General features: G+C 63.0%; 4 protein-coding genes. All 4 read right to left on the minus strand.

All coding sequences use genetic code 11. The features are described from left to right. Positions 1–362 (minus strand): AI-2E family transporter (locus tag ACSLE4_RS11415; RefSeq protein WP_435904568.1); only part of this gene is annotated, 362 nt, incomplete at its 3' end. Positions 363–975: 613 nt separating this feature from the next. Continuing rightward, positions 976–2,088, minus strand: a complete 1,113-nt coding sequence (locus tag ACSLE4_RS11420) for a linear amide C-N hydrolase (protein WP_435904569.1) — start codon at positions 2,086–2,088, stop codon at positions 976–978. 116 nt (positions 2,089–2,204) lie between these two features. Next, positions 2,205–3,215 carry a hypothetical protein gene (locus tag ACSLE4_RS11425; RefSeq protein ID WP_435904570.1) on the minus strand — a complete coding sequence of 337 codons (1,011 nt, stop codon included), beginning with the start codon at positions 3,213–3,215 and terminating at the stop codon, positions 2,205–2,207. Positions 3,216–3,415: 200 nt separating this feature from the next. Next, on the minus strand, positions 3,416–3,595 hold a 180-nt coding region (locus ACSLE4_RS11430), incomplete at its 5' end, for a hypothetical protein (RefSeq protein ID WP_435904571.1).

Genomic DNA, 3,595 nt, shown 5'->3' on the forward strand with positions numbered 1-3,595 from the left:
CCGGCTTTCTCCAAGACCTTCGACTCGCTCGTGGTCTGCCGCAGCAACTTGACCTTTTCCGACAACGTGGTGCGGTAGCTCGGCAGATCGGCGGCGAGCTTGGTGGCCTCGCGGGAGAGCAGCCAGCCAAGGCCGCCGATGATGCCGAAGGCGGTAATTGCGACGAGGGCGACGGCGAGCACGCGCGGCACTTTGATGCGCCGGAGCAGCAGGAGCGGCGGGGTCAGCACGAAGCTGAGGAGGATGGCGATGGCGAGCGGCAGCAGCACTTCGCGGCCGAAATAAAGTGCACCGATGACAATCGTGGCGATCAGCAAGCCTTGCAGGATGGCCGCGCGGCTATCGGCGGTCGTCGGGAGCAAGGGCGATATCGAAGGGGGCGCCATGACGGTCTCCGGCTGGACGGTCCCGGCACGCCAAGTCGGCCAGCCGGCGCTTGGCTCTGGAGCTTCGCTCCAGGGAGCGACAGTAAGGCCGAATAAACCAAGAAACCGTTGAGAAGCCCATACGGTTCCGAATTTGCGCCGAGTCTCAGGCCGTTAAGAGAAGCCCATGCGGCCTGCGTGAACTCCCCGGCAGCCGAGACGTTGTCCCTAACCCGTCAACGAACACGGAGAGAAAAAATGCAGAAGAGTTTGTTCTTTAGTACCGCATTGGCGGCAGGCCTGATGCTCGCAAGTTCTCTACAGCCCGCCGAGGCAGCGCCTCTCGCGCCTCATTCGCCTCCTGGCGCGACACACGGCGCGCTTGTGCAGGATGCGGCCTGGAGCTGCGGCCCGCGCCGTTGCATCTGGGTGCCCGGCTTCCGCGGTGTCGTGCCCAACTTCGCACTGGGCTGGGGAGCGCCGAGATACCCAAACTGCTATTGGAAGCGCGGCATTCTCGGCAATTGGAAACAGAAGTGCGACTAGGGAGGGAGCCCTCCTCCCGTCCAAGGAGAAGCCAGCGGGTTCAACGCAGACCCGCTGGCTTTTTTTACTCGGCGGCGTGATTGGCGCTCATGAACTCCGTTGACTCGTCGGCGATGAGCGGATCGGTTCCCATCTTGATCTGCCTGATCTCACCCTTCGCGGCGGCGAAGGCCTTGGCCAGGTCGATCATGTGGATGCTCTGGTTGCCGTAGGTCTTGAAGTAGAAGCGCAGATTCTTCATGTCGGACACGGTAGTCCACTGCGTGTACTCGACAGTCGTTTCCTTGCCGCTGTCTTCGCGGATCGTGCCATAGGGAATGTCGAACTGGTTCATGATGTGGAACCCTGCCAACACCATATCCCTGGCCGTTTTCTGCGGCTCCGCCGCTTGGCTGAAGGCGGTGGCGCGCACGAAACGCGACGGCGGCGTGAAGTCGCCAGGCAGGCCATGCATACCCGCACCCTGACCGAGCTGACTGAACTCGGTTCCGTCGAGATCGACCGGCTTCACGCTGTTCACCGAGAGGTTCACGTAGTTGCGCAGATTGGTCAGGTGCCAGTCGAAGCCCGGGGAATTGGTCATGACGCCGAGCGGGTTGTCATAGACCTTGAGGGTTCCGCCGACAGGCTCGATGACGATCGACTTGCCGGACTTGTCCGAGACAATGTAGTGGAGCGGCTGAACCGTGTTTAGGGGCGCGGGGGCCGGCGTTGCGACGACCGCGACGTTGGCAATGGCCACCTTCACCTCGTCGACACTGGCGAAGTTGCCCAACACCCAATTGCCGAACTCATGCGGCGCCATGGCGCGATCGGCATTCTGCGGCGTCGCTTTGGCATACTCGGCGAAGCCTGGGAAATACAGGAGGCCGATGCTCACGCCCTGGTCGTTCATACCGTCGACAATGATATTGGCGCCGACCGCGTTGGCGCCGAGCATGTTGTATTTCGTGGTGTAGCCGATGCCCTCGCCGCCATCGGGGAGCGTTCCGCGCATGCTCGTCCCCGCGGGGACAAGCAGGACATTGGAGTCGAGCGCTTGAGCAAACTCCATGGTGCGGGCGCGGATCGCACTGCCATCCTCCGCCTTCAGGGCGATGTTGGTGCAGGCAAGGCTCGGTGTGGTGGCGCACGCGAACGCGGCGACGAGCGCGCAAGTAGAGGCGCGGCGGATCATTGGATTTCTCCCAAATAACTGTTGATGTTGGCGCGCATGCTGCACGCCAACGCTGAAAGCCGCGTTAAACGCCCATAGCAAAAGAAGAAAGCATTCGCGGCAATGGCACCGGAAGGCTAGCCGTCCTCGTCGCCGCGCACCATCGGCTTGAACACGAGGCCCGTATCGAGCGTCTCGGCGTTGCAGAGATATTGGAACGCGGTCTTTCGCCTGCGGTCGAACACGTCCATGTACTCGGCGAAGCCCCAGACCAGAATGGTGGCATCGCCGCTCATGACGCGGTCGGCGAGGCTCGACGTGGAATCGCATTGCACGATATCCGCGGCCGTCGCATTCCGGCCCAGCCGGGGCCGCGCCGCATCAAGTGACGAGCGCTCGGGGAGCGGCATCACCGGCAGCATGTCCTCGTCCGACACGTCGCGAATGCCGACTTGCGCCGCGCTCTTGATCTTGAAGGCGGGCGTCTGGCCGGTATTGCGCAAGGTGATCTTCACCTTGACCACGCCTTCCGACTCCGGCGTCTCGATGAACTCGAGCTTGTCGACGTCCAAATAGGCGCGCAGCTCTTCCTCGCGGGTCGCGTCGCTCCTCGCGGAGACGGGCGCGCCGCCACGTGCGGCCCGGCGTGCCGCCAGCGCCGCCATGATGAGCGGTACGAACATCAAGAGCAGAAGCAGCGTCGCGAGCGCGCCAATCAACATCAGCAAGCGGGACAGTCCGAGATTGCGCTCCGACGCCGCGGCCGTCTTCTCGGCGGCTTCCGCCGTGCGCCATTGCTGGCAGAGATCCGCCTGGTAAGGGTGCTGATAGTTCTCGCACGGCTCGGACACGTTCCAAGGTGCAGGCTCGGCCCGCTCCGCGGGCTCCTCCGCCGGGGCCTCGCTCGGAACCTCTTCGGTCGCGGCGTCCTCGCCCGGGTCCTCTTCGATCACGGAGTCTTCGGCCGGAGCCTCTTCCGGCGCGGCGTCCTCGCTCACCGCGTCCTCGCTTTGCACCTCCTCTGTCTGCGTGTCGTCCTGACCTACCGCGACAGGCGGCGCCCAGACAGCGGCGGCCAGCGATAGAACGAGGACGCAAACGAGAGTACGCAGGCATCCGAAGGGATGAGTGAGAATGTGATGAGACATGGCGATGCGCGGTAGACGTTTCCCCCAGGCCGCCGATCCTATTCATCGAAACGCCGGTTGTCTCGCCTTCAAGTCACGTTACGGCAACTTCTGGCCGATCCGTCTCCAAATGGGACATTTTCGGGCGCTGCTCAAAGAAAAACGGCCCCGGGGAAGGTTCCCGAGGCCGCGTATCGGCAATGTCGTTTGAAGAAGCGGCGCTAGTTCGACGCCTGCTTCATGCTCTTCACGTCGGCCGAGACATTGGCCACCGGCTGGGTCGATTTCTCCATCTCGATGATGCGGATCTCGCCCTTGGCGGCCTTGATGGCCTCCTTGAGATCGACCATGCGGATCGACTGATCCTGATGGGTGCGGAAGTACCAGCGCAGATTCTTGAG

The sequence above is a fragment of the Methyloceanibacter sp. genome (genome assembly GCF_051306395.1).
Lineage (GTDB): Bacteria > Pseudomonadota > Alphaproteobacteria > Rhizobiales > Methyloligellaceae > Methyloceanibacter.